This window comes from Bacteroides caccae (assembly GCF_002222615.2).
Taxonomy (GTDB): Bacteria; Bacteroidota; Bacteroidia; order Bacteroidales; family Bacteroidaceae; genus Bacteroides; species Bacteroides caccae.
This window is the reverse complement of sequence record NZ_CP022412.2, coordinates 20,886-44,654: the sequence shown is the minus strand read 5'-3', so window position 1 is coordinate 44,654 and position 23,769 is coordinate 20,886. Positions and strand designations below refer to the sequence as shown.

The window sequence follows — 23,769 nt, the reverse complement described above, 5'->3', positions numbered from 1 at the left end:
GATTAGTAATTTATAACGTGATATTTACTCCGAATGAAACCGTACGGAATGCCGGGTAGTTCCATTCAATTCTCTCTGGGTCGATACCTGAAGGTAGTGAAGTGAAAGTTGCTACATTTTCTATGCTGACAAACGCCTTCATCTGATTCAGGAAAATCTGGTTTACCCATTTCTTGGGTAATTTGTAGGATAGGGTTATGTTTTTGATGCGCAGATAGGAAGCATCGGACAGATATTTGTCGCTCTGTCTCAGATTCGAACCGGAGTTGCCGCGATTACCGTAGATGCGGGGATATTTAGCGTTAGGATTTACTGCACTCCAATCACCGTTATCAGGATCTTTAGGCATCCAATAGTCACTCAATCCTTCAAAAAGAGGAACAAAGTTATCACCGTTCATCGGGAAAGTGAGTACATTTGAAATCCAGTAATCCCGTTTTCCTGTACCTTGCAAGATAACATTCAGGTCGAATCCCGCATAATTCATTCCGAGATTGATACCATATTGGTAACGGGGAGTTGTGTTTCCGATAACCTTACGATCTCCCGGGTTGTCAAATGTATTGTCACCGCTGGTAATTACGTTGGTGGAAGTATCATCGTCACGTAGATTCTTAAATTTCACATCTCCGGGACGTACATTATAGCCGTTGATAGAAGTAACTCCCTCTTTTAGTTGCCAGGAAGAGGTATCCACAAAGTCGTCAACAGTATAATATCCGTCTACGACATATCCCCAGATTTCTCCCAGTGTTTGTCCCGGATAGTAGGAACTCAATAATTTGGTAGCTGCATTATCGTCATATTTAATGATTTCTGATTTATAATCGGAAAGATTGAACCCGATTCGATAGCCTACCTTACCTATTTGGTCTCTCCAGTTCAGGCTAAGTTCCCAACCTCGTGTACGCATATCGGCTGTGTTCTGATAGGGGGCACTGGCACCTACAACAGCAGGCAATTGTACACCGGGGGCAAGCATCCCGTTCGTGTTCCGTTGATACCATTCGAATACTCCGCTCAGACGGTTGTTGAACAAGTTTACGTCCAATCCTACGTTGATTGTTCCTACTTTCTCCCATGTGAAATTCTGGCTTACTAATGCGGGCAGGGAACTGATAGAGGTTACATACGTATCATCTATAATCCATGAAGTGGCTTTATTATTTACGCTCATAGACGGGGTGAAGGTGTACGGATTGATGTTTTGGTTGCCGATGACACCGTAAGAGGCGCGGAGCTTCAAACCGTCCAGCCAATGACGGGTGGAATTCATAAATCTCTCCTGGGCAATTTGCCAGCCGGCAGATACAGAAGGGAAAAATCCGAAACGTGAACTCTTGGGGAATTTGGAAGAACCGTCATAACGGCCGTTTACTTCCAGCAGATATTTGTCGAGATAATTGTAGTTGACGCGGAAGAATCCTCCACGGATAGCATACTCACTATATGAATCAGTGGCTTTTATCGTACCTGTTCCTGATGACATTGCCGGAACATCGAGTACTGCCTGATTGTATGAGTACGTATCCAATGTCTCTTGATAGCTGGATTCCTGGTTAAAACCAGCCATTACTTTAAAGTGGTGGTTACCGAAGTCTTTGTTATAAGTAGCATATACGTTAATTGAATTATAGTTCGTATGTTGTTTGTACTTTCTCAGATAATCATCTACGAAGGATTTGGAACTTCCTCCCTGGATGGTTGTATAGTCGTATTGTCCGGTGTACCAGTGGTAATCATATATATTTTTATCAAAGGTATATTCAAATACCGCTTCCAGCCCTTTCAGAGGTTTAAGAATGGATTTGAGGAAAATACGCGGATTATCGTTCTTGTTGTTTACTGGGTTTGAGTATAATATCTGGTTGCGGGGAGTGAAGAGAGGCAAATCCTCGTCTGCCAGTGTGTTTACGGAAGCAGGCAGTTCACCTTCCGGATAATAGGAAACCAGACGAGTGTTGTATACTCCTCCCATTCCTCCCGGTGAGGTTTGTAAACTATGGGCATAGCTCATTGTGATCTCCTGTGTAAACCACTTTGTCACGTTGGCAGAAATGAATGAATTGACATTCATACGTTCGAATTTGTCTCTGTCGGAAATCAGGACACCATCGTTCGAGTTGTAACCTCCCGAGATACGGTACCGGAGTTTATCAGTACCTCCGCTTGCAGAGATGTTGTGTGTCATCTGGAAACTGGTCTCCATAAAATTCTTATATAAATCCTTTTCGTTCAGATAATAAGGAACTCCGGATTCGTCTACATAGATGCCGTCGCCTACTGTGTTGAATGAAGAAGGATCTTTTTGATATGCAGTCAGATATTCCATCCATTTGCTGACGCTAGGTGAACCTAGCGACCAGTATGCGTCAGAGTATCCACAGTCCAGATAGGCTTGCAGATAGTCCATTAAAGGAGCTTGTTTTGGTAAGTTCACTGCCTTGCCGAATGCAAAGTTATTGTTGTAATTCAATTCAAATCTGGAAGCACCTTTCGGACGTTTGGTAGTAACCAAGATAACACCTCCTGCTGCACGTGCACCGTAAATAGCAGCTGATGCAGCATCTTTCAGCACATTGATAGATTCGATGTCTTCCGGATTAATCATGTCGATATCCCCTTCCACATTGTCTATCAATACGAGTGGTTTGATTGTATTTCCATACGTTCCGTCCGAGTTTTTGACACCTAATGAGTAAGCTCCGCGGATTTGGAAAGACTTGCTGGTTCCCGGTGCATTACCGCCGTTAGAAACGAACAGTCCAGGAACAGCTCCCTGTAAAGCATCGGCAGCATTCAGAAGCGGACGGTCCCCCAGCGCTTCATCCATTTTCACGGAAGAAACTGCACCAGTCAAATTAGCTTTCTTTTGCGAACCATATCCTACAACAATGATTTCATCCAATGTTTTTGTATCGTCTTTCAGTACTACTTTGAAAGAAGTTTGATACCCCACTTGTATTTCTTGTGTTATATATCCTATATAAGAAATACTGAGCGTTGCGTTGGCCGGCAAGTTAATTGTAAAATTTCCATCAATGTCGGTAATAGTACCGTTAGTTGTGTTTCCTTTTTCTAATACAGTGGCACCTATTATCGGCTCACCTGCCGTATTAGTCACATTACCTGTAATCTTTTTGGTCTGTTGGACAGTCGTTGTTACTTCATTCTTACTTGTGAGGTAAGAGTCTGCAAGCGCATTATTCGGATAGAATAGGCTACTGGAAATACCAAGTCCTATAAGAACTAAGGCATTTGTTGTTAATTTATATGCCTCTTATAATATACTTTTTAGGGGGAAATCTTTTTCATATATGCTAATCTTTACTCTGTTAAAACAGTCTTTTATTATTTTTTTTAGTATTACTGCTTGATTTTATAAAAAATGTACTTATATTTGCGAAGTAATGTTATGGAAACCTTATACCAGAAGTGGGAGTTTTTTATATCAGCGAGACGTGAAGATAGTTCATGATTTTGACGCTATATTTCTGATTTATAAACCTATAATTGATGTACTTATGAAAAAAAGTTCTCTGATTGACTTAAATGTATTTCGGAAAGTTCTTATAGTACTTGGTTATTTTCTTATTAATTGTTGATTTCTGTTATTTTATATTGGGGAGTTACATTTTTTGGCGTACCCCTTCCATATAATTGATTTAATAGGCTTTTGATGCTTTATTGAAATCCTCCACTGTACCGGGCAGCTAGTCTCTGTTTATAACCTGAAACCCGGCTTGCTTTAAGTCTTCCCAGTATCCGGGATATGATTTGGTAACGACTTGCGGGTCGGCAATTAGCATATTGGGGTGACAGATTACGGCTGGTGCAAACGCCATCGCCATTCGGTGATCTTCATAGGTTGTAATCACTGGAGTTTCTTCCGGTTCACAGCGTTCACCGTTCCACATCAATATACTGTCATTCTCTTCCTCTATAACGTATCCCAACTTTTTAAGTTCGGTTCTCAGGGCGGCAATGCGGTCAGTTTCTTTTATTTTCAGACTTTGCAGTCCTGTGAAACGGAAAGGAATGTTCAACAGAGCACACGTAACGACAAATGTTTGCGCCAAGTCCGGAATATCAACGAAATCTTCTTCCAGTTTTTCCGGTGCTTTACCTGTCTTTTTTAGTTTTACGCCTTGCGGGGTAAACTCCGTTGTTATTCCCAAGCGTGAGAAAACCTCTGCTCCCCGGCTGTCTCCCTGATAACTATTGTGAAACAGTCCTACTAGTTCAATTTCCGCTTCTGGAGATAATGTGGCAATCTGATACCAATAGGAAGCTGCACTCCAGTCGCTCTCTACTTTGAAAGGAACGCTTTTGTAGGATTGTGGGGCTACGGAAATACTGTTGGGGGAAGTCCATACGGCTCTGGCTCCGAAATCCTGCATCAGTTGCAGTGTCAGGTTTATATAAGGACGGGAAATAATTTCTCCGCTCAAATGCAAGGTTAGTCCGTCTTTGAGTGTCGGACCTATCATCAGCAATGCTGAAATGTATTGGGAACTGACATTGCCTTTCAGGGTAATTTCATTCCCTTTCAGTACTGAACCTTTAATACGGAGAGGAGGGTATCCTTCCTTATGGACGTACTCTATTTCTGCTCCCAACTCACGCAGTGCATTGACCAATATCTGTATCGGACGTTGCTGCATACGTGCCGTTCCTGTAATAACCCGTTCTCCCGGAGTCACACTCAGATAGGCGGTAAGGAAGCGCATAGCAGTTCCGGCAGCCATGATGTCAATCGTCTCTTGCCCTTCGGTGAGAGCTTTTATCATCACCTGTGTATCGTCACAATCAGACAAATTTTCCGGTGAATAAATGCCTTTACCCAGTGCATTGATAATTAATGCACGATTGCTGATACTTTTGGAGGCAGGCAACTGGATCGTTGCTTTTACCGATGGAGGAGGGATGAGTTTATAGAGCATCATTTCTGTCTTCTTTGGTTTGAGGTGACAAAAATAGTCATTTTCTTTGATTCTTCTTTCTGAAAGTTCAATATTCTGTTGTTTGTCTTGGTTTGTAGCGAGGAAGTTTTATATTTGTGCAATAAAAGTTATCTAAATGAAAATACCGAATATCCGTTTACAGAATCAGCAGTTGTTGAATCCGCTTTTCTGCCAACCGAAAGAGCTTGTGTCTTGGTTGGGAGCTATGCAGGCACAGAATTATTCTATGGTAAAGTGGGCAGTGGGAATGCGTTTGAAGTCAGCAACGATTCAGACCGTAGAGGAAGCGTTGCGAAAAGGTGAAATCTTGCGGACTCATGTAATGCGTCCGACATGGCATCTTGTAGCGGCAGAGGATATTCGTTGGATGCTGAAGTTGTCTGCCCGGCGCATCAAGTCGGCTAATGACTCTTTTGCCAAAGGGTATGATTTGGAAATAACTGATGAGCTTTATGCAAAAAGTTATAATCTGCTGGAGAAGATTCTTTGCGGAAACAAAAGCCTGACCAAACAAGAAATTGCTGAGCACTTTTGTTGTTCGGGGATTTTGGTTGATGCTGATAATCATCGTATGACCCGGTTTATGGTACGTGCCGAGCAGGAAGGCATTGTTTGTAGCGGAGAAGATAAAGGTGGAAAATATACCTATACTCTTTTGGAAGAACGAGTGCCGCCTGTGCCGGAGATTACAAAAGATGAAGCACTGGCACGTTTGGCCAGGGGCTATTTTCGTAGTCATGCTCCGGCAGTGTTGCAAGATTTTATATGGTGGTCCGGACTGCCTGTATCGGAGGCTAAACAGGCTATCTATTTAATAGAATCAGAATTGACGGCAGAGCAATGGAATGGACAAACATGGTATGTCCATGAGGCTTGCCGGACTCGCGGTAAAGTGTCCGGTCGTTTGCATCTTCTTCCTTCATACGATGAATATCTGTTAGGATATAAAGACCGGACGGATGTTTTGCCGAAAGAGCATTATCCCAAGGCATTTACCAATAATGGATTGTTTTATCCGGTTATTCTTCATGAGGGACAAGTGATAGGAAATTGGAGTAAATCTGCTAAAAAAGGAAGCGCATCAATAGAGTGTTCATGGTTCAGGTCGAATGATTGTGTAGATGAAACTGTACTGAATCAGGAAAAAGATAAGTATATGCGGTTTTGGCAATAATCTTTTCTCCATTTATTTAGAATAACCGGATTTTTTTAAAACAGAGATAGCAATTCATCGAATCTTCTTACTTGTTTAAGGTGAACGTGTGTAAAGCTATCTACCACTTCATGCTTCCACATTACTTCGAAAGGAATATGTACTCCGTATCCTCCTAAAGATAGGACAGGTTGAATATCTGATTTCAGGGAATTGCCAACCATGACAAGTTCCGAAGGGGTAATTTGCAGTATGTTCAACATTCGCTGATATTCTTTCTCTGTTTTATCGGACATAACTTCGATGTGATCGAAATAGGGAGCTAAGCCGGAACGTTCCAGTTTATTTTCCTGATCGAGCAGGTCGCCTTTAGTAGCAACCACCAGTTTGTACTTTCCTGTTTTTTTTAGTGTTTTCAGGGTTTCTTTGACTCCCGGCAACAGTTCGATAGGCATTTTTAATAATGATTTTCCTAACTCAATAATATGTTGGATATCTGTGGCTGAAATCTTTCGTCCACTAACTCGCAAAGCCGTCTCGACCATAGAAATGGTAAAAGCTTTGGCGCCATATCCGAGACATTTCAGGTTGTTCATTTCTGTTTGAAATAAAGCGGCCGAAATATCTTCGGGAGTTCCGTAGGACTTTAACAGGTCTGTGTATTGTTTTTCTATATCCTGGAAAAAAGGTTCGTTACTCCATAGGGTGTCATCTGCATCAAAGGCAATTACTTTAATAAGTTCTTTCATCGGTTCTCGTCGTTAATAGGAAATCTTAAATAATATGTTGGGTATTTCGTTGGGCAAAGTTACAATAAAAAAGACGAATAAGGGCGAGTTCCTTGTTTTTAGAATCAAATCCCGGTTTAATTGAATAGAAATCTCTATCTTTGTTACTCATTTTTTAGTTTGGACTTAAATTGAATATGCAACAATGAAAATAGGAGATAAAGTACGCTTCCTTAGTGAAGTAGGTGGCGGAATCGTAACCGGATTCCAGGGAAAAGATTTTGTTTTGGTAGAAGATGCGGACGGCTTTGACATTCCGATGCCGATACGTGAGTGCGTAGTGATAGAAACGGATGACTATAACATGAAACGAAAACCTGGTTCATCGACTCCGAAAACGGAAGGACCTGTCAAGCCCGTAAAACCGGAAATGCCTGTCATTCAGCGTCAACCGGAAGTACGTGGTGGAGATACACTGAATGTTCTTCTGGCTTATGTGCCCGAAGATGCGAAAGCAATGATGACTACTCCTTTCGAGGCTTATTTGGTGAATGATAGCAATTATTATCTGTATTATACTTACTTGAGCGCAGAAGGAAAGGCATGGAAAACTCGTTCGCACGGATTGGTGGAACCTAATACAAAACTGTTGCTGGAGGAGTTTACAAAAGATGTACTGAATGATATGGAACGGGTAGCTGTGCAACTGGTAGCTTTCAAGGATGGTAAAACGGCTGCTATCAAACCTGCCGTTAGTGTAGAAATACGTATTGATACGGTGAAGTTCTATAAACTTCATACGTTCGGTGATTCTGACTTCTTTGAAGAACCGGCTTTAATTTATGATATTGTGAAAGATGATATGCCGGCCAAGCAAGTCTATGTTTCCGCAGAGGAGATCCAAGTTGCTTTATTACAGAAGAAATCTGTTGATAAACCTAAATCGCAGCCGATCGTGAAATCCGGTCATGGGAGTAAGAATGGAATTATCGAAATAGATCTTCACATTGATTCATTGCTGGATGACACACAAGGTATGGGTAATAGTGAGATCTTAAACTATCAATTGGATAAGTTTCGGGAGGTAATGGAAACCTATAAGAACAAGCGTGAACAAAAGATTGTTTTTATTCACGGAAAAGGGGACGGAGTACTTCGGAAAGCTATCATTGACGAACTAAAACGGAAATACAGTAATTGTCGCTATCAGGATGCCTCTTTCCAAGAATATGGCTTTGGAGCTACAATGGTGACTGTTAAATAGGGATATTCCTAGATGTTTGTCGTGAGGAAGCAACAGAACAAAATTGTCGTGATAAACTTGGGGAATTCATAATAAATTCGTTTTTATTGTTTGATGTGCTAAATATACAAAAGAATTACATAAGAGACTATAATAAAAAGAATAAACGTATCTATTTTTATTAGAATGAAATTGAACAAAAGAATGTGACCAGGAAAGGAACGCTGAAGTCTACCACAAAACCATGAAAGATAGAAATAATGACAAATTCTTTTCCGGAACATCGGGTGATGATTGGAAGCGTAGTATCCATAGTTGTAGCTCCACCAACAGAAATAGGGGCTAGTTTTCCGAAATATTTCACTAGTAAAGGCGCTCCGAGTAAGGCTGTAATTTCACGCATGATATTGGAGAGCAATGCAATAGTCCCCAATTCCGGTCCTTTGTATTCGGTGATGAATATACTGGAAAGCGAATAATAGCCGAATCCTGCTCCTATTGCCATACATTCTGATGATGAACGTTGACTCATGAAGAAGCCTGCTACGGCACACCCTGCCAGTGTACCCAGTATTGTCATGATAGGCAGGAACATGAGACGGGGATTCAGTGAGCGGAAACTTTTCAGGGTGTTCGGATCATTTCCGATGCTGGTACCTACACAGAACATCAAACCGCAGAGAGCATAATAACTAAGTTTACTGTCAGTAAAGTCGTAAGGAATCAGATGAAAGAATCCGCACAGGGTACCCACGATAAAGAATGAGACGATAATCAGGCTGCCTTTCATGCTTTCGTCTCCTTTCCTCTATTCCTTATATACAATAAGTACCAGAGCCCCCAGGCGAATAATGTGCTGCCGATAACCGCTGCCAGCGTAATAATAAGTGCTTCGAGTCCTAATGTATGCAATCCTTTGACAATAATATCATTGCCACCTACATCAATACCTAGCAGAAATAGCAGTACCCATATAAGGAAAGTGATTATTTTATGTATCCACGTGAGACGTTTGCTACGTAATAGATAACCAAACAGCATCCCCGTCAGCATAATTCCAATGATGATAAACATAGTCTGTACTCGTTTTTGGTTGCAAAGATAGTTGAAAAAGTGCTTTGCTCCTAATTAAAACTGTCGGGAACTTTCTTTCGGATGAAGGAGTTGTTGGAGAATTTAAGGTAAAAGCTGAAATAGGAGGACCGATTGTAGTAAGATTCCCTATTTTATTAATATATTTGGCAGCAAATCAATACAAGATAAATGCGGAGGATAAAACTATATTATTTGTTTTTCTTCAGTACGTTGAAAATCAATGTACCTTTCTCCGTGTTGGCCAGTCTTCTTATAGTAAAGTGGGATTGGAGTATATTTTTTGAACCTTTTCCTTATATGTTAGGGGGATTGGGTATTGTTGCAAGTTTGCTTTACAAGGAAATTCTTGAAAAGGAAGCCTACTATTTTTATTATAATTCCGGTATTCCGAAGCGGAATTTGATAATTTCCGTATTTGCTGTTTATTGGTTCATTCTCTGGATTATGAAATTATGCATCATTTGCTTGAAATAGATAGTGTTATCAAGAACTTCGGTACCCGGCAACTACTGTCGGATGTCTACCTGAGAATCAATACGGGAGACGTCATCGGATTGTTCGGCAGAAATGGCACGGGGAAATCCGTACTTATGCAAATTATATTCGGTACAATGAAAGCCGACAGGAAGTTTATCCGCTTGGAGGGATGCAAAATTCTTCCGGCTCCTTACCGACATTCCGGAACGATTGCTTTCTTGCCGCAGCAAGGTTATCTGCCTAAACATCAAAAAATGAAACAATTGGTACGTTATTATTTGGATACGGATGTCGTGTCTGATTTTTATAAAGATGATGAAGTGGCACAATCGTGTATGGACCGACGTGTCTCACAGCTTTCCGGAGGTGAACGGAGATATCTGGAAGCCAAGTTACTGTTGCTTGGCGACACTAAATTTGTATTGTTGGATGAGCCGTTTGATTATTTATCTTTTCATTTGGCGGATAAACTGATAGAGCTGATAAAAAAGCATTCGGTAAATAAAGGGATTGTGATCAGCGATCATAATTACGGAAAAGTGCTGGAAGTTGTTAACCGGCTCACTCTGATTCGTGAGGGCGTATTGCTGGAGCTTACTGATAAACGTGGACTGGTGGAGCAAGGTTACCTTTTGAGTGAGAGCTACTTATAATATGAATCGTCTGAGTAACTTCCGTGCTGATTCCTACCATTCCTGTACCTCCGTGCACATTGCTGGGATATTTGATCGGTTCGTTGATTGTTTCATCGTAAGCGTCGGAGTCTACTAAATTGAGTGCTTTCAGGTAGTAATATTCCGTTTCTGTGATACTCATCAAGCGGATAATGACGTCCATTCCTGAAAAATATCCGGAATCGCTACCTGTTTCGATTTTAGTATTGTTGTAAACTGTCATAGTGTAGGAAGTGTTTCTGAACCGGGTGTCGTCGAATACACCATAAATATTTTTAGCTGTATCGAATAGTCCGTTATCTTCATCATCACCGGTGGTGGGTTGTCCGTCTGTAAGAACGACATCCTCGCGGCCAATGAAGTTATAACTGTGTTTTGTCCAATAGATGTAATCGTCTCCTCCTTCTTCGTGGTTATATCCCCAAAGTGTAGTCTGCTTATCTATCACGATACGGTAATAGTTTGTTTCATTGGGACGGTCGTTGATCGTAATCCGATAGCGCAGATATTCTGTGGTATATCCGCTTTGTGCAAGCGGAACGGTGACAGTATCGACATTTTCTATTTCGAAAGGGCGTTGGGGAACGTTGATTTCCGTCCATGCATGATATTGTCCGTCGTCGGTAATAGCGTCAATGCGCACTGCGTCTCCGGGGGTAAATCGGGAAGTAATGCCGAATCTGCATTGTGGATTACCTTCCGTCTCGGGTGGGAGAGGGCGAAGGCTCTCTTTTAGTTCGCCGTTGATACGTACCTCTACGGTTACATTTTGTACATGAGTACTATTTTCTTTACTTGTGAAGTTGAGGAAAAGAAGATTATCCGTGCTCTCCGCATTAATCAAAGCATTCATCACTAGTTTGGGCGGATTATTGTTGATGTTGAAGGGTAACTCATTCTCGCAGGACGACATCATTGTGACTGTAACGAACAGTATAGATAGGTAAAAAATAGTTTTCATATTCAAAATTTATAAGTATAAGTAAAAGAAGGAATCAGTGGAAGTAAGGTGTATTTCTTGATAACGCTTAGTCCTTGTTTGTTGTGGCCTCGGTATACCCATGCCGGATTCATGGCGTTGTATGCATTGTATAGACTGATATTCCAGGTTCGCATACCGTGTTTGGTCTTTTTATTGAAGTTCACTCCCAAGTTGAGGCGGTGGCTTGCAGGGAGGCGGAAGTTGTTACGATGTTCTATGTAAGACACATCTCCGATAGTAGGTGAACTATTGGTATTATCGTAGGTTCCATACCATAGAAAACCGTTGTTTGCACCATTGTGAGGGCGGATAACAGTAGTCTTCTCTTCCGGAATGGTACTGGTGCCTCCCGTGTAGAATACCCAAGAGGCTCCAATATCAATACGGTCGCTGAACTTATGATTAATAGTGAGGTTAATGCTATGTCGGCGGTCATATTTATATGGAAACCACTCACCGTTGTTTATGCCTCCTTTCGTAAACTTACGGTCGCTTTTTGAAAGAGTGTATGACAGCCATCCGGTTGTCTTTCCTGCTGTCTTTTGTGCCATAAACTCAATTCCTGCCGATCGTCCTTTTCCCATTTCTACCTTATTTTCCCAGCCGGAGGAAGAACCGAAGAAACTGACACCGTCTTTGTATTCGAGTACATTGCGCATATCTTTGTAGTAACCTTCTACCGAGAACTCCCAACCGTTTATACCTGTGTAATATCCGCCTAAAGCATATTGGTGAGAACGCATCGGCTTTATTTTTTTTGTGACAGGGACCCATAAATCCGTGGGCATGGCGATAGGCATGGACGACAACAAATGCACATATTGGTTCATTTTTGTATAAGATGCTTTGATAGTAATATCCTTATTAAGTTGATAACGTGCCGAAATGCGTGGCTGTAAGGAGAGATAATTCTGATCTTGTACGTGAAACAGGGAAAGGTGCAGGCCTAGATTCAGCCGGAGGCGGGAACCAATCTTGAAGTTATCTTCCGCATAGGCTGTAACTTCGTGTGCATGAATCCTGCTGTTGTTTGCATTATGATAAGTGGTATCCCTGTCTATTCTGTTATCGGTTTTGTCTGAGATGACAGAAGTCGTTACGTCCGGTTGAAAACGGTGGAAAAGATAGCCGGTGCCGAATTTTATATGATGGGCAGGCGTTGGATTATAATCGAAGTCAATCTGGTAACTCCAGTCGGTAATACCGGAATGATAATTGGAGGAATAACGGTTGAGAATGATTGCTCCCGCACCGGTAGAATACTGGTTATTGGTGTATGCGTTAACGTCGAATAAATAGTTGTTATAGGAAACTGTTGTATTGCTGAATAACCGGTTATTGAAAATATAGTTCCATCGGGCGGAAACAATCGTGTTTCCCCACCCCATATTACTTCCGTCCTTAAAGTCGGTATTACCGTCATAATCGGCTGCAAAATGGTCTTTCCCGTGGTAAGCACTTAGGAACATCCGACTCCGGTCAGAAAACTTATGATTAATTTTTGCATTCATGTCATAAAAGTAATAACTGTATTTTTCATCATCCGGCATGAAAGGCTTTGCCAGTAAGTCCAGATAGGAGCGACGTGCTGAAATATTGAATGATGTTTTTCCTTTGATGATAGGCCCTTCCAGGTTAATCTTGCTGGTTAGCAGTCCGATACTGAACGTACCGTGGTATTTCTGCATATCTCCATCGTTGGTACGTACATCGATAACGGAGGAAAGTCGTCCGCCGAAGCGAGCGGGAAAGGAACTTTTAAACAAAGTGACCTTTTTCACCGCTTCGGGGGTAAAGACGGAGAAAAAGCCGAACAAATGGTCTACATTATATACAGGTGTTCCGTCCAGCAGGATAAGGTTCTGGTCGGGACTTCCTCCGCGTATATACAATCCGGCGGAACCGTCCACTCCGGCTTGTACTCCGGGCATAAGTTGAATGGTTTTCATCACGTCTGCCTCTCCCAATATGCTTGGGGTGTTTTTTATTTGTGCCATTGGAATCTCTACGGCACCCATTTGCGTGGCTATTGCTCCGGCTTCAGCTTTGTCGGAAATAATGATAACTTCTTCCAGTTGCGTATTTCCCTGCATACGGATATTCAGCAGAGTATCTTTGGAAAGAGTGAATTTGCGTGTTTCCGTAGCATAGCCCAGATAGGAGAAACGCAGTTCGGTTTCTCCTTCAGGCAGTGTGATACTGTAAAAGCCGTAAGGATTGGTGGTGGTTCCCTGATATTGATGACTCTCAATGATGTTACTGCCAATCAACGTCTCGGAAGACGTCCCGTCAGTGACATATCCGCTGATAGTAAACTTGCGGCTTACGGGCTTTTGTCCTTTTTTCTCTTTCAGTAGGATGTAGCGTCCGGAGAATTGATAGCTTATAAGTTCGTCTTTAAACACAGTGTCCAACACCTCATGCAAGGGCATCTCTTTTGCTTTCAGTGTAATTTTGTGCCTGATACCCACTTCTTCACCATAGATAAAAGAATACCCGGTTGAATTTTCAATCAATTTGACGAATTCTTTGAGAGTGGCATTTTTCAGTGTAAACGAAAGACGTGTATTTATATTTTGGGCGTACGTCTGTGTAGTGGTAAGGAGTACCATGCCTATCAGGATGAATGTTCTGACAGGCAGGTAATCTTGGGAAATTATCTTCATTTTAAGTCTGGTTTAGTGGTAATGACAATCTGTTTATTATTTTGTGAATAGTTGAAATAACCTGCATGATGTAGTACAGATAAAATTGTTTCCAAGTCTTCTCCATTGCGGAATCGTGCCGAAATCCGATAGCTTTGTAGTGACGTGTCGGCAATATGAATCGGCGTATCGAATGAATTGGACAGTTCGCGGGCGATCTCTCCTAAGGGAAGATTGTCGAATATAAACTCCCCGTCTCGCCAGGAAATTTCATCTTTTGCATTTTTCGTCACCTGACGGGTCAGTTTATTTCCCACCTTATTATATATAGCAATTTCATTCGGTTTCAAAATCATGCGGACAGAATTACTTTTATTGCTGACTGCTACCGAACCTGTCAATAAAGTAGTCTTTACCTCCGGGTTGTTACGATAGGCGTCCACATTGAAGTGAGTTCCCAACACTTGTACGTTGATGTGCTCGGTCTGTACGATAAACGGGTGCTTCTGGTCTTTGCTAACCTCAAAATAGGCTTCTCCGGTGAGTTGTACTTCCCGGTTGTCCGACTTGAACCGCTTCGGATAGGATAGCGACGAATGACGGTTCAACAGTACAGAACTGCCGTCGGGCAGGATGACATTACGTGTTTCGGCCATTGTGGATACTGTTTGGAGTGAAGTCGGTTGCATATATAAATATACTGTTCCTACCGAAAGACAGAGCAGAATAACAGCTGCCGCTGCTGCCAATATACGCATACGCGTCGGGAATAAACACCGGATATGTGGTTTTAGTCGCTTTTCCAACTGCGGATAGCTGGCTACTGCTGAAAAGCGCCCACGTGGCGAGCGTGTGGAAGCGATGAGCTTGCTTAGTATCGTTTCCAATTCTGTATCGGTATACTTCATATTCTATTCGGTTTATTTGTTGATAAAGACCGGAGGTAACCAGAATTTCCCTATTCGTATTTAGTAAATAAAGGTTAAATATAAACGTATTCCATTTTCTTCTTAATAACTTTCTATCTGACTGCTTGCAATCATTTCCTTCAACCGGCTGACAGCTTTCTGAAGTTGGGCATCTACGGTTTTGGTGCTAATACCGAGCTCCTCGGCTACTTGGGCATAACTTTGATGTTCCTCTCGGATACGGATGAAGACTTCACGGCAACGTTCCGGCAAGCGGTCAAGCGCCTTGACGTAAAGAGCGAATAATTCTTCGGTAATTAATGTCTCCTCGGGTGAACAACTTTGTTCCTGCGGTTCCGGCAAGCAAGAAGAATGGACAGTGGTGTACTTTGATTCCTTCTCCAGATAGTTGAGTGAAGCGTTTTTGACTAGAATGAAACAATAATCCTCGATGTTTCTTACATCGAGCAGTGTGTCCCGTTGTTTCCAGAGTCGGAGAAAAACATCAAGTACGATTTCTTGTGACCATTCCTCTTGCTTTACGTAATAGTAGGCAATACGGAAAAGACGGTCATAAGTCATGTTGTAGAAGTCGCGGAAAGCAGTTTGCGAATCCTGCTCCTTCATTTGCCGTAATAACTTTCTAACTTCAGATTCGGTCATCGGCTTATAGTTTAGTTTTTTAGTCTACCCAGAGTAAATCGCTCATAATACTATCGGAAATGAAAATCCCTTCACGGGTCAGGCGTAAAGCGCCCTCGTATTCTTCCAATTTGCCGTTTTTCAGGTAGGGAGTTGCCATTTTCCGGCAATACTCCCACATCTCAATCCCGAACAGTTGTTTTAGCTTTTCTATGGGGGTACCCCATACGGTACGCATGGTGGTGATAATAAATTCGTTGTAACGGGTGGTCGGGCCGAGATACTCGGTTTCGAAGACCCGTTGCCCTTCTTCAATACCTTTTATATAGCGGTCGATAGAAGAAATGTTCCATTCGCGTGTTGTTCCATTGAAAGAATGTGCAGAAGGTCCGCATCCTAAATAAGGAATTCCTTTCCAATATGAAGTGTTGTGACGGGAATAGTAGCCGGGACGACAGAAGTTGGATATTTCGTAGTGTTCGTATCCTGCCTTTTGAAGATATTCTATCAGTAGCGTGAAAAACTCCAGACTGGAATCTTCGTCTACTTCACATATTTGATGTTGCTTCAACATATTATATATAGGTGTATCTTCTTCATAAATCAGATGATAAGCTGAAATGTGTTCTACATTCAGGCTGATAGCTTGTCGAAGATCCTTCTCCCACCGTTCCTTGGTTTCTCCCGGCAGTCCGTATATGAGGTCGATACTGATATTTTGATAACCGGCTTCCCGGCATCTGCGGACGGCCTCGGTGGCAGTCCGGGCATTATGGCGGCGTTTCAATAATTTGAGAGTTGCGTCATCGAAAGTTTGTATTCCCATACTGATGCGGTTGAAGGGAAGAGCCGATAGCATTTGCAGGTATTCTTTTGATAAATCGTCCGGATTGGCTTCCAGGGTAATCTCCCGGCAATCTTCCAGTCCGTAATGCTTTTGTATGGCTTTAAATATTTGTTGGAAATCTTCTTCTCCTAATTGGGAAGGAGTGCCGCCGCCGAAATAAACAGTTTCTATCTTTTCCTCTTTCAAATATTCTTTCCTCATTTCCAGTTCATTGCATAGGGCGTGTATATAGCGTGTTATTAGTTCACTACGGGTAGTCGAGTAAAAATCACAATAGATGCAACGGGTCTTGCAGAAAGGAATATGAAGATAGATACCTGCCATAGCTATGCTGTTTGAGTTTTGTAGGTGCAAAAGTAAGACTATTATCGGATAATATATCAAAGAATTGTTTTCTCTTAACACAAAACACCGCTGTATATGAATATTTCCGAATAGGTAATGAACTATTAAATTGTTTCTGTTGAGGAAGCAAATTTATACTAAGCGGAATTGTTCATGTTAAGTATATGCTACATAACATTGTTTAGTAACACTGCCCTAAATGTTGTTTTTCCCCCAATAAATCCCTAATTTGCGCAACACTAAATGAATGGTATGTGAGTCATACTAAGTAATTATTTAAATCTTGTGTATTATGAAAGTATATCAGACTAATGAAATCAAGAACATTGCCTTGTTGGGAAGTTCTGGCTCTGGGAAAACCACTCTCGTGGAAGCGATGCTTTTCGAGAGTGGTGTTATAAAACGTCGCGGATCTATTGCCGCAAAAAACACTGTTAGTGATTATTTCCCTGTTGAACAAGAGTATGGTTACTCCGTTTTCTCCACCGTTCTCCACGTAGAATGGAACAATAAAAAACTCAATATTATAGATTGTCCGGGCTCGGACGACTTTGTAGGCAGTACTGTAACTGCATTAAATGTGACCGACACAGCAATTATTCTTCTTAATGGCCAATACGGCGTCGAAGTCGGTACGCAAAATCATTTCCGATATACAGAAAAACTGAATAAACCTGTTATTTTTCTAGTCAACCAGCTTGATAACGAAAAATGCGACTATGATAATATCCTGGAACAATTAAAAGAAGCTTATGGCTCTAAAGTTGTTCCTATCCAATATCCTATTTCTACCGGTCCTGGTTTCAATGCTTTGATTGATGTACTGTTGATGAAGAAATATTCGTGGAAACCCGAGGGTGGGGCTCCTGTGATTGAAGATATTCCTGCCGAAGAACTGGAAAAGGCTACGGAAATGCATAAAGCATTGGTGGAGGCCGCTGCCGAAAATGATGAAGGGCTAATGGAAAAGTTCTTCGAACAAGACTCTCTTTCGGAAGACGAAATGCGTGAAGGCATTCGTAAAGGATTGGTTGCAAGAGGTATGTTCCCGGTATTCTGTGTCTGTGGAGGTAAGGACATGGGTGTTCGTCGTTTAATGGAATTTTTGGGAAATGTTGTTCCTTTTGTTTCCGAAATGCCGAAAGTACAGAATACGGAAGGTAAAGAAGTGGCTCCGGATGTTAACGGTCCGGAATCTCTCTATTTCTTCAAGACAAGTGTAGAACCGCATATCGGTGAAGTTTCCTACTTTAAAGTAATGAGTGGTAAAGTGCGCGAAGGAGACGACTTGTTGAATGCGGACCGCGGTTCGAAAGAACGCATTGCACAGATTTATGTCGTAGCCGGTGGCAACCGTGTGAAAGTGGAAGAACTGCAAGCCGGTGATATTGGTGCTGCCGTGAAACTGAAAGACGTGAAAACGGGTAATACCCTGAACGGGAAGGACTGCGATTATAAGTTTAATTTTATCAAATATCCGAATTCAAAATATTCCCGTGCGATCAAACCTGTGAACGAGGCTGATGTGGAAAAGATGATGACTATCTTGAACCGCATGCGCGAGGAAGATCCGACATGGGTAATTGAACAATCAAAAGAACTGAAGCAAACGCTGGTGCACGGACAGGGTGAATTCCATCTACGTACTTTGAAATGGCGTCTGGAAAATAACGAGAAACTTCAGGTGAAATATGAAGAACCGAAGATTCCGTATCGTGAAACGATCACAAAAGCTGCCCGTGCAGATTATCGCCACAAAAAACAGTCTGGTGGTGCCGGTCAGTTCGGTGAAGTGCATCTCATTGTAGAACCTTACAAAGAAGGTATGCCTGTGCCCGATACATATAAGTTTAACGGACAGGAATTTAAGATAAATGTGAAAGGTACCGAAGAAGTGCCGTTGGAATGGGGTGGTAAACTGGTGTTTATTAATAGTATCGTAGGTGGTTCTATCGATGCCCGTTTCTTACCTGCTATCCTGAAAGGTATTATGGCACGTATGGAGCAAGGCCCGTTGACAGGTTCGTATGCTCGTGACGTTCGTGTTATTGTGTACGATGGAAAGATGCACCCGGTAGATTCAAATGAAATTTCCTTCATGCTTGCAGGGCGTAATGCTTTCAGCGAAGCCTTCAAAAATGCAGGCCCGAAGATTTTGGAACCGATTTATGATGTAGAAGTATTTGTGCCGTCTGATAAAATGGGTGATGTAATGGGGGATCTCCAGGGACGTCGTGCCATGATTATGGGTATGAGTAGTGAAAAAGGTTTTGAAAAGCTAGTGGCTAAAGTACCTTTGAAGGAAATGTCATCTTACTCTACTGCTCTTAGTTCGCTGACCGGCGGCCGTGCTTCGTTCATTATGAAGTTCTCTAGTTATGAGCTTGTTCCGACAGATGTTCAGGATAAGTTGATTAAGGATTTTGAAGCTAAACAGACAGAAGAATAACTAGTAATTCTCTTGATACTGTTAAAACCGTCGTCTTTTTTAAGTAAAAGACGACGGTTTTTGTTTAACTATGATTAATAAAGATAGAAAAACGCAAGGAAAAGATTTAATTTTTTATTAAATTTGCAAACCAAAGAAGGGGTTTTATTGTTGTAGTAATCAGAATACAACCTAAATAGCCTCTTACGGTTAATTTCCGGAAAGTTCCGGTTAAATCAAGTTAATGTGTTAGGAGTGTTAATTAGGGAGTGTTAATTTTGTTGCTATGAAGAAGTCAACAATTTGGATATTAGGTATTGTAATGGGGCTTTCCTTCCTTAGCCTGCTGTATTTGCAGGTAAGTTATATAGAGGAAATGATGAAAACCCGGAAGGAACAGTTTGACTCGGCTGTACGCAATAGTTTGAGCCAGGTTTCCAAGGATGTAGAATATGCTGAAACCCAGCGTTGGTTGGTTGAAGATATTACAGAAGCAGAAAGAAAAGCTCTGACTGAGAATAATTCTTCATTAAGACAGGATGATGTGGTTCAGTCAACACAACGATTCAAAGTGAAGTCACGGGATGGAAAAATTATTTCTGATTTTGAAATGAGAGTAATGACTATCAAACCGTCCGAACTTCCTAAAGTAATGGTACGTGGGCGAAATACGATTCCCCAGACTTCTAATTCGATGTTGGAGGCTATTAAGAATCGCTATATGTATCAGCGGGCTTTGCTGGATGAGGTGGTCTTGGATATGATTAGGCGTGCAAGTGACAAATCAATTGGAGAACGGGTTCGGTTCGGGGATTTGAACGGTTATTTGCAAGCGAATTTATATAATAATGGTATAGATCTGCCTTTCCATTATGAAGTGCTTGATAAAGAAGGACGAAGTGTTTATCGTTGTGCGGACTATGAAGAGAAAGGAAGTGATGAGGCTTATCAGCAGGCATTGTTTAAGAATGATCCACCTGCAAAGACGAGTGTTTTGAAAGTTCATTTTCCGGGGAGAAGGGATTATCTCTTTGATTCGGTGAGCTTCATGATTCCGTCGTTGATATTTACGCTGGTATTGTTGGTGACATTTATCTTTACGATTTATATCGTATTCCGGCAGAAGAAGCTGACGGAGATGAAGAATGACTTTATCAATAATATGACACATGAATTTAAGACACCGATATCGACCATTTCCTTGGCGGCACAAATGTTGAAAGATCCGGCGGTAGGTAAATCTCCACAGATGTTCCAGCATATATCGGGAGTCATTAATGATGAAACCAAGAGGTTGCGTTTCCAAGTGGAAAAAGTGCTTCAGATGTCGATGTTCGACCGTCAGAAGGCGACTTTGAAGATGAAAGAGATTGATGCGAACGAATTGATTACGGGAGTTGTCAACACTTTTGCATTGAAGGTGGAACGGTATAATGGTAAGATAACATCGAACCTTGAGGCTACTGATCCTGTTATATTTGCGGATGAGATGCATATTACAAATGTAATCTTTAATCTGATGGATAATGCGGTGAAATATAAGAAGCCGGAAGAGGATTTGGAACTGAAAGTAAGAACGTGGAATGAGTCGGGTAAACTGATGATCTCGATACAGGACAACGGTATTGGTATCAAGAAGGAGAACCTGAAAAAGATATTTGAAAAGTTCTATCGTGTACATACAGGTAATCTGCACGATGTGAAGGGCTTTGGTTTAGGATTGGCTTATGTGAAGAAAATTATCGTAGAACATAAGGGGACGATCCGGGCGGAAAGTGACCTGAACGTGGGAACTAAATTTATTATTGCATTACCTTTATTAAAAAATAATTGATATGGACGAGAAACTGCGTATTTTATTATGCGAGGATGACGAAAATCTTGGCATGCTTTTAAGAGAATATTTACAGGCAAAAGGTTATTCTGCTGAGTTATATCCTGATGGAGAAGCCGGTTATAAGGCTTTCTTGAAGAATAAATATGACTTGTGTGTATTTGACGTTATGATGCCTAAAAAAGATGGCTTCACTCTGGCACAAGATGTCCGTGCAGCGAATGCTGAAATTCCTATTATCTTCCTGACAGCTAAAACGCTGAAAGAAGATATCCTGGAAGGATTTAAGATTGGTGCGGATGATTATATCACCAAACCGTTCAGTATGGAAGAATTGACATTTAGAATTGAAGCAATCTTGAGACGTGTTCGTGGAAAGAAGAACAAAGAAAGCAATATCTATAAGATTGGTAAGTTTACTTTTGACACTCAGAAGCAAATTCTGGCTACGGAAGGCAAACAAACTAAGTTGACTACGAAAGAATCTGAATTGCTAGGCTTGCTTTGCGCACATGCAAATGAGATTCTGCAACGTGACTTTGCTTTGAAAACAATTTGGATTGACGATAACTATTTCAATGCACGTAGTATGGACGTGTATATTACGAAATTGCGTAAGCACTTGAAAGAAGATGATTCTATTGAGATTATCAATATTCACGGAAAGGGTTACAAGTTAATTACACCGGAGGTTGAATCTTAATGAAAAGACATCCGATAGCTGGAAATAAAAAATCCCGGAAACATTCGTTTTCGGGATTTTTTATTGATTTCTACGAAATTAATCAGCGATCTTCTTATTAATAACGATATAAGAAATGAGTCCCAGTACTACCAGTACTACTGAGGTACCCAGAATGGCGTTGTTGTTTACATTGCCTGTAAATGAACAAGCCAGTAGGATAACTACTCCGATCAAGATTAATATCAATCCTAAGTTCTTTAATAAGCCTTTCATGTGTGTGTATTTTAATAGATTATTATATTCCAGTCACAAATTAAAGCATAATTCTTTAACGGGCGAAATTATTTGGATAAAAAATCCATTATAAAGACAGGATTTAGTGGATTTTATGAATTGTGTGGTTGTTTTACAGTTTAATCTTTCGTGTTGAAGAATACCTTTTTCAACACTTCCTGCCCGATACTCAGTTCTTCGAGGGTGATACCATGGAGTGCCTCTTTCAGTGTTTGCCCTGCTATGATACGCGCCTTTTCTTCCAACTCCTTCCCGTCTTTGGTCAGGTGGATCAGGTTGGTACGACGGTCTTTTTTATCGGAAATGCGCACGACAAGGTGTTGGCGTTCCATATTATCTATCAAGCGGGTCATACTGGGTTTGTCTTTAAAAGTTGCATTACACAACTCTTGTTGGGTAACACCGTCTTTTTCCCATAGAAAAATAAGCACTGTCCACTGTTCCGGACTGATCTCCAATCCATTCTGACGGAAGTTACGGTATAGTTTCCGATTGATTGCTGCGGAAACTTTGCCATTCAGTATGGCGAATATAAGCCGGATATCAAAGTTAAATTGCTCTATCATGAAATTATTGTTTAAACAACTTTGCAAAGGTAAGCCACTTCTCGGATAATTCCTACATTCGGATACAAAAAAAGATTAAATGTTTGTAGTTCAAAATAAATTGTCTAACTTTGCACCCGCATTTAAAATCAAATAATTTATTTATTTAATTAAACGAAGTATGAATCAATACGAAACCGTTTTCATTTTAACTCCCGTTTTATCTGATGTTCAGATGAAGGAAGCGGTAGAAAAATTCAAAGGTATTCTTCAAGCTGAAGGTGCTGAGATTATCAATGAAGAAAACTGGGGACTGAAGAAATTGGCTTATCCAATTCAGAAAAAGTCTACAGGTTTTTATCAACTGATTGAGTTCAATGCAGATCCTACTGTAATTGACAAGTTGGAAGTTAATTTCCGTCGTGATGAACGCGTTATCCGTTTCTTGACTTTTAAGATGGATAAGTATGCTGCAGAATATGCTGCTAAAAGAAGAAGTGTTAAATCAAACAAAAAGGAGGATTAATCATGGCACAACAAGTTCAATCAGAAATCAGATATTTAACTCCGCCGTCAGTAGACGTTAAGAAGAAAAAATACTGCCGTTTCAAAAAGAGCGGTATTAAGTACATCGACTACAAAGATCCTGAATTCTTGAAGAAATTCTTGAATGAACAAGGTAAAATCCTTCCGCGTCGTATCACGGGTACTTCTTTGAAGTTTCAACGCCGTATCGCGCAGGCTGTGAAGAGAGCTCGTCACTTGGCATTGTTGCCTTATGTAACTGACATGATGAAATAAGAAGGAGGAAAAGTATGGAAATTATATTAAAAGAAGACATTGTAAACTTGGGTTATAAGAACGATATCGTAAACGTGAAATCCGGATACGGTCGTAATTATCTGATCCCAACCGGAAAAGCGGTGATCGCTTCTCCTTCTGCAAAGAAAATGTTGGCTGAAGAACTGAAACAGCGTGCTCACAAACTTGAGAAAATCAAGAAAGATGCTGAGGCAACAGCTGCTAAGTTGGAAGGTGTTTCTTTGACTATTGCAACTAAAGTAAGTTCAACCGGTACTATCTTCGGTTCTGTTGGCAATATCCAGATTGCTGAAGCTTTGGCTAAGCTGGGTCACGAAGTTGACAGAAAGATCATCGTTGTAAAAGACGCTGTGAAAGAAGTAGGTAACTACAAAGCAGTAGTGAAACTTCACAAAGAAGTTTCTGTTGAAATTCCTTTCGAAGTAGTTGCAGAATAAGAGCAAATTTACTTCATATAC

General features: G+C 41.1%; 21 protein-coding genes. 9 read left to right on the top strand and 12 right to left on the bottom strand.

From position 1 onward, the window contains the following. Positions 1–10: 10 nt before the first annotated feature. Both CGC64_RS00195 and aroA read right to left on the bottom strand, forming a co-directional pair. A complete protein-coding gene (locus CGC64_RS00195; RefSeq protein ID WP_085962135.1) occupies positions 11–3,244 on the bottom strand; it encodes a SusC/RagA family TonB-linked outer membrane protein in 3,234 nt (1,077 codons plus the stop codon). A gap of 469 nt (positions 3,245–3,713) precedes the next feature. Beyond that, positions 3,714–4,946 carry a 3-phosphoshikimate 1-carboxyvinyltransferase gene (gene aroA / locus CGC64_RS00185; RefSeq protein ID WP_005678694.1) on the bottom strand — a complete coding sequence of 411 codons (1,233 nt, stop codon included), beginning with the start codon at positions 4,944–4,946 and terminating at the stop codon, positions 3,714–3,716. 133 nt (positions 4,947–5,079) lie between these two features. Here aroA and CGC64_RS00180 point away from each other — a divergent pair, with 133 nt between their 5' ends. Further along, positions 5,080–6,138 (top strand): winged helix DNA-binding domain-containing protein, encoded by a 1,059-nt coding sequence (locus CGC64_RS00180; RefSeq protein ID WP_005678695.1) that lies wholly within the window; start codon positions 5,080–5,082, stop codon positions 6,136–6,138. A 35-nt stretch (positions 6,139–6,173) separates the two neighbouring features. On the opposite strand, the gene CGC64_RS00175 is transcribed toward CGC64_RS00180, so the two are convergent. Continuing rightward, positions 6,174–6,866: an HAD family hydrolase gene (locus CGC64_RS00175; RefSeq protein ID WP_005678696.1), complete on the bottom strand. Its 693-nt coding sequence runs from the start codon at positions 6,864–6,866 to the stop codon at positions 6,174–6,176. Positions 6,867–7,050: 184 nt separating this feature from the next. Between CGC64_RS00175 and CGC64_RS00170 the strand changes: the two genes are divergently transcribed. After that, on the top strand, positions 7,051–8,109 hold the full coding sequence (locus CGC64_RS00170; RefSeq protein WP_005678697.1) for a DUF2027 domain-containing protein: 1,059 nt from the start codon (positions 7,051–7,053) through the stop codon (positions 8,107–8,109). 160 nt (positions 8,110–8,269) lie between these two features. On the opposite strand, the gene CGC64_RS00165 is transcribed toward CGC64_RS00170, so the two are convergent. Both CGC64_RS00165 and CGC64_RS00160 read right to left on the bottom strand, forming a co-directional pair. Next, entirely contained in the window at positions 8,270–8,878 is a 609-nt protein-coding gene (locus tag CGC64_RS00165) for a lysine exporter LysO family protein (protein WP_005678698.1), read from the bottom strand. Then, positions 8,875–9,162, bottom strand: a complete 288-nt coding sequence (locus tag CGC64_RS00160; RefSeq protein WP_005678699.1) for a LysO family transporter — start codon at positions 9,160–9,162, stop codon at positions 8,875–8,877. The genes CGC64_RS00165 and CGC64_RS00160 overlap by 4 nt, the downstream gene beginning before the upstream one ends. A gap of 473 nt (positions 9,163–9,635) precedes the next feature. Here CGC64_RS00160 and CGC64_RS00150 point away from each other — a divergent pair, with 473 nt between their 5' ends. Continuing rightward, the gene (locus CGC64_RS00150) at positions 9,636–10,313 is read left to right on the top strand and encodes an ATP-binding cassette domain-containing protein (protein ID WP_005678703.1); all 678 of its coding nucleotides are present in this window, start codon (positions 9,636–9,638) and stop codon (positions 10,311–10,313) included. Here CGC64_RS00150 and CGC64_RS00145 read toward each other — a convergent pair. The 5 genes from CGC64_RS00145 to hemW all read right to left on the bottom strand — a co-directional run bounded on the left by CGC64_RS00145 (position 10,255) and on the right by hemW (position 16,682). After that, a complete protein-coding gene (locus CGC64_RS00145; protein ID WP_005678704.1) occupies positions 10,255–11,295 on the bottom strand; it encodes a DUF4249 domain-containing protein in 1,041 nt (346 codons plus the stop codon). The two genes, CGC64_RS00150 and CGC64_RS00145, sit on opposite strands and share 59 nt — an antisense overlap. A 2-nt stretch (positions 11,296–11,297) precedes the next feature. Next, positions 11,298–13,982 (bottom strand): TonB-dependent receptor, encoded by a 2,685-nt coding sequence (locus CGC64_RS00140; RefSeq protein ID WP_005678705.1) that lies wholly within the window; start codon positions 13,980–13,982, stop codon positions 11,298–11,300. After that, a complete protein-coding gene (locus tag CGC64_RS00135; protein ID WP_005682648.1) occupies positions 13,979–14,869 on the bottom strand; it encodes a FecR family protein in 891 nt (296 codons plus the stop codon). Before CGC64_RS00135 ends, CGC64_RS00140 begins: the two co-directional genes overlap by 4 nt. Positions 14,870–14,971: 102 nt before the next feature. Then, the gene (locus CGC64_RS00130) at positions 14,972–15,532 is read right to left on the bottom strand and encodes an RNA polymerase sigma-70 factor (RefSeq protein ID WP_005678708.1); all 561 of its coding nucleotides are present in this window, start codon (positions 15,530–15,532) and stop codon (positions 14,972–14,974) included. Between the two features lie 19 nt (positions 15,533–15,551). Then, positions 15,552–16,682: a radical SAM family heme chaperone HemW gene (hemW, locus tag CGC64_RS00125; RefSeq protein WP_032855392.1), complete on the bottom strand. Its 1,131-nt coding sequence runs from the start codon at positions 16,680–16,682 to the stop codon at positions 15,552–15,554. Between the two features lie 313 nt (positions 16,683–16,995). Between hemW and CGC64_RS00120 the strand changes: the two genes are divergently transcribed. From CGC64_RS00120 to rprY, 3 genes are all read left to right on the top strand, one after another. After that, positions 16,996–19,152 carry an elongation factor G gene (locus CGC64_RS00120; protein ID WP_005678710.1) on the top strand — a complete coding sequence of 719 codons (2,157 nt, stop codon included), beginning with the start codon at positions 16,996–16,998 and terminating at the stop codon, positions 19,150–19,152. Between the two features lie 265 nt (positions 19,153–19,417). Beyond that, positions 19,418–20,965 carry a sensor histidine kinase gene (locus CGC64_RS00115; RefSeq protein WP_005678711.1) on the top strand — a complete coding sequence of 516 codons (1,548 nt, stop codon included), beginning with the start codon at positions 19,418–19,420 and terminating at the stop codon, positions 20,963–20,965. A 1-nt stretch (position 20,966) separates the two neighbouring features. After that, complete coding sequence (gene rprY, locus CGC64_RS00110) at positions 20,967–21,668, top strand: response regulator transcription factor RprY (RefSeq protein ID WP_005678712.1); 702 nt, start codon at positions 20,967–20,969, stop codon at positions 21,666–21,668. Positions 21,669–21,746: 78 nt separating this feature from the next. Here rprY and CGC64_RS18895 read toward each other — a convergent pair whose 3' ends face one another. Both CGC64_RS18895 and CGC64_RS00105 read right to left on the bottom strand, forming a co-directional pair. Then, on the bottom strand, positions 21,747–21,923 hold the full coding sequence (locus CGC64_RS18895; protein ID WP_005678714.1) for a hypothetical protein: 177 nt from the start codon (positions 21,921–21,923) through the stop codon (positions 21,747–21,749). A 140-nt stretch (positions 21,924–22,063) separates the two neighbouring features. Beyond that, positions 22,064–22,510 (bottom strand): MarR family winged helix-turn-helix transcriptional regulator, encoded by a 447-nt coding sequence (locus CGC64_RS00105; protein WP_005678715.1) that lies wholly within the window; start codon positions 22,508–22,510, stop codon positions 22,064–22,066. A gap of 160 nt (positions 22,511–22,670) precedes the next feature. Here CGC64_RS00105 and rpsF point away from each other — a divergent pair, with 160 nt between their 5' ends. The 3 genes from rpsF to rplI are packed head-to-tail and all read left to right on the top strand — an operon-like array spanning position 22,671 to position 23,748. After that, positions 22,671–23,015: a 30S ribosomal protein S6 gene (gene rpsF, locus CGC64_RS00100; RefSeq protein WP_005678718.1), complete on the top strand. Its 345-nt coding sequence runs from the start codon at positions 22,671–22,673 to the stop codon at positions 23,013–23,015. 2 nt (positions 23,016–23,017) lie between these two features. Beyond that, the gene (gene rpsR, locus CGC64_RS00095; protein WP_004307964.1) at positions 23,018–23,290 is read left to right on the top strand and encodes a 30S ribosomal protein S18; all 273 of its coding nucleotides are present in this window, start codon (positions 23,018–23,020) and stop codon (positions 23,288–23,290) included. A gap of 14 nt (positions 23,291–23,304) precedes the next feature. Continuing rightward, a complete protein-coding gene (gene rplI / locus CGC64_RS00090; RefSeq protein WP_005678719.1) occupies positions 23,305–23,748 on the top strand; it encodes a 50S ribosomal protein L9 in 444 nt (147 codons plus the stop codon). Positions 23,749–23,769: the final 21 nt, after the last annotated feature.

Bases quoted from the DNA above. Each gene is read 5' to 3' on its own strand.
- aroA (WP_005678694.1), bottom strand. From the start codon at position 4,946: ATGATGCTCTATAAACTCATCCCTCCTCCATCGGTAAAAGCAACGATC.
- CGC64_RS00180 (WP_005678695.1), top strand. From the start codon at position 5,080: ATGAAAATACCGAATATCCGTTTACAGAATCAGCAGTTGTTGAATCCG.
- CGC64_RS00175 (WP_005678696.1), bottom strand. From the start codon at position 6,866: ATGAAAGAACTTATTAAAGTAATTGCCTTTGATGCAGATGACACCCTA.
- CGC64_RS00170 (WP_005678697.1), top strand. From the start codon at position 7,051: ATGAAAATAGGAGATAAAGTACGCTTCCTTAGTGAAGTAGGTGGCGGA.
- CGC64_RS00165 (WP_005678698.1), bottom strand. From the start codon at position 8,878: ATGAAAGGCAGCCTGATTATCGTCTCATTCTTTATCGTGGGTACCCTG.
- CGC64_RS00160 (WP_005678699.1), bottom strand. From the start codon at position 9,162: ATGTTTATCATCATTGGAATTATGCTGACGGGGATGCTGTTTGGTTAT.
- CGC64_RS00150 (WP_005678703.1), top strand. From the start codon at position 9,636: ATGCATCATTTGCTTGAAATAGATAGTGTTATCAAGAACTTCGGTACC.
- CGC64_RS00145 (WP_005678704.1), bottom strand. From the start codon at position 11,295: ATGAAAACTATTTTTTACCTATCTATACTGTTCGTTACAGTCACAATG.
- CGC64_RS00140 (WP_005678705.1), bottom strand. From the start codon at position 13,982: ATGAAGATAATTTCCCAAGATTACCTGCCTGTCAGAACATTCATCCTG.
- CGC64_RS00135 (WP_005682648.1), bottom strand. From the start codon at position 14,869: ATGAAGTATACCGATACAGAATTGGAAACGATACTAAGCAAGCTCATC.
- CGC64_RS00130 (WP_005678708.1), bottom strand. From the start codon at position 15,532: ATGACCGAATCTGAAGTTAGAAAGTTATTACGGCAAATGAAGGAGCAG.
- hemW (WP_032855392.1), bottom strand. From the start codon at position 16,682: ATGGCAGGTATCTATCTTCATATTCCTTTCTGCAAGACCCGTTGCATC.
- CGC64_RS00120 (WP_005678710.1), top strand. From the start codon at position 16,996: ATGAAAGTATATCAGACTAATGAAATCAAGAACATTGCCTTGTTGGGA.
- CGC64_RS00115 (WP_005678711.1), top strand. From the start codon at position 19,418: ATGAAGAAGTCAACAATTTGGATATTAGGTATTGTAATGGGGCTTTCC.
- rprY (WP_005678712.1), top strand. From the start codon at position 20,967: ATGGACGAGAAACTGCGTATTTTATTATGCGAGGATGACGAAAATCTT.
- CGC64_RS18895 (WP_005678714.1), bottom strand. From the start codon at position 21,923: ATGAAAGGCTTATTAAAGAACTTAGGATTGATATTAATCTTGATCGGA.
- CGC64_RS00105 (WP_005678715.1), bottom strand. From the start codon at position 22,510: ATGATAGAGCAATTTAACTTTGATATCCGGCTTATATTCGCCATACTG.
- rpsF (WP_005678718.1), top strand. From the start codon at position 22,671: ATGAATCAATACGAAACCGTTTTCATTTTAACTCCCGTTTTATCTGAT.
- rpsR (WP_004307964.1), top strand. From the start codon at position 23,018: ATGGCACAACAAGTTCAATCAGAAATCAGATATTTAACTCCGCCGTCA.
- rplI (WP_005678719.1), top strand. From the start codon at position 23,305: ATGGAAATTATATTAAAAGAAGACATTGTAAACTTGGGTTATAAGAAC.